The organism is Microbacterium sp. Leaf351, assembly GCF_001423825.1.
Classification (GTDB): domain Bacteria; phylum Actinomycetota; class Actinomycetes; order Actinomycetales; family Microbacteriaceae; genus Microbacterium; species Microbacterium ginsengisoli.
This window is the reverse complement of record NZ_LMPK01000002.1, coordinates 151,983-153,111: the sequence shown is the minus strand read 5'-3', so window position 1 is coordinate 153,111 and position 1,129 is coordinate 151,983. Positions and strand designations below refer to the sequence as shown.

The following is a 1,129-nucleotide window of genomic DNA, read 5'->3' as shown; positions in this document are numbered from 1 at the left end:
CCCGCCGCGTGAACGGCAGCCGGCCGCGCGGGTCGAGCCACGAGGCATCCCCCGCCTCATCGACCTCGGCGCGGATGCGTTCGGCCAGGTCGGGGCGCGACGCGAGCTGCCAGAGGCAGAAGGCGATGGCGTTCGCGGTCGTCTCGTGACCGGCGACCATGAGGGTGATCACCTCGTCGGCGATCTCCGCATCGGTGAGCCGGTCGGCCCCGCCGCTCTCGGGGTCGCGTGCCGCCACGAGCGTCGACAGCGCGTCGCGCCCGTCGGCGCCGGACGCCCGCCGTTCGGCGACCAACCGGGTCACGAGGGCGAGCAGTCGCTCACGGGCCTCGACGATGCGACCCGACGTCACGACCTCGGCGCCCGCGCGCGCTCCGGGCCGCAGGCGCACGAACTCGGTCAGCGCTGTCTGCAGCGCCGTGCGCACCTCGTCGGCGTGGTCGTCGAGTCGCGCGCCGAGGATCGTGCGCCCCACGATGAGCAGGGTGAGTCGAGTCATCTCGGCGTGCAGATCGACGGATGCCGCGGCCAGCCGCTCGATGCTCGCCTGCACCTCCTCGACCATCACCGCGGTGTACGCGTCGAGCTGCGTGGGTGAGAACGCCGCCCCGACGAGCCGGCGCGCCCGCGCATGAGCCGCCCCCTCCGACGTCAGCAGACCCTGCCCGAGCAGCGCGCTCGTGGCCTGCACGCCCGGCCCCTTGTGCACGTCGCCCGCGTGGGTGACCAGGAGGGTGCGCACATCGTCGGGCTCGGTCAGCAGGAAGACCCGCCGCCGACCGCGCCCCATGCGGATGGTCTCGCGCCCGTCACGGGTGAGCCGGCGCAGCATCGCGCCCGGGTTGCGGGTGGGAAGCGCCAGGGCGCTCTGCGCGGCCACCTCGAGGATCGACCGCGGGCGCGCTCCGAGCACGGCGGGCGCGCTCATGCGCCGCACGCCCAGTCGACCTCGCCGCTGAGCGTGTGCCCGCTCTCGGTCACCGAGAGGTGCAGCGACCCGCCCGAGGCGGTCGTGGTGACCGGCACCGCCGGGAGGGCGAGCGGGTAGGTGACACCACCCTCGGTGATCGTGCCGGAGAGCGTGCCCGACCACGACCCGGGCCCGGTGTACCCGACGATGCGCACGCTC

The 1,129-nt window shown here is 74.8% G+C and carries 2 protein-coding genes; both read right to left on the bottom strand.

Going from position 1 to position 1,129, the window contains the following annotated elements:
* A partial coding sequence (locus tag ASG00_RS01255; RefSeq protein WP_156456168.1) for a cytochrome P450 occupies positions 1–928 on the bottom strand: 928 nt, incomplete at its 3' end.
* On the bottom strand, positions 925–1,129 hold a 205-nt coding region (locus ASG00_RS15025; protein WP_200930819.1), incomplete at its 5' end, for a hypothetical protein. The genes ASG00_RS01255 and ASG00_RS15025, both read right to left, overlap by 4 nt.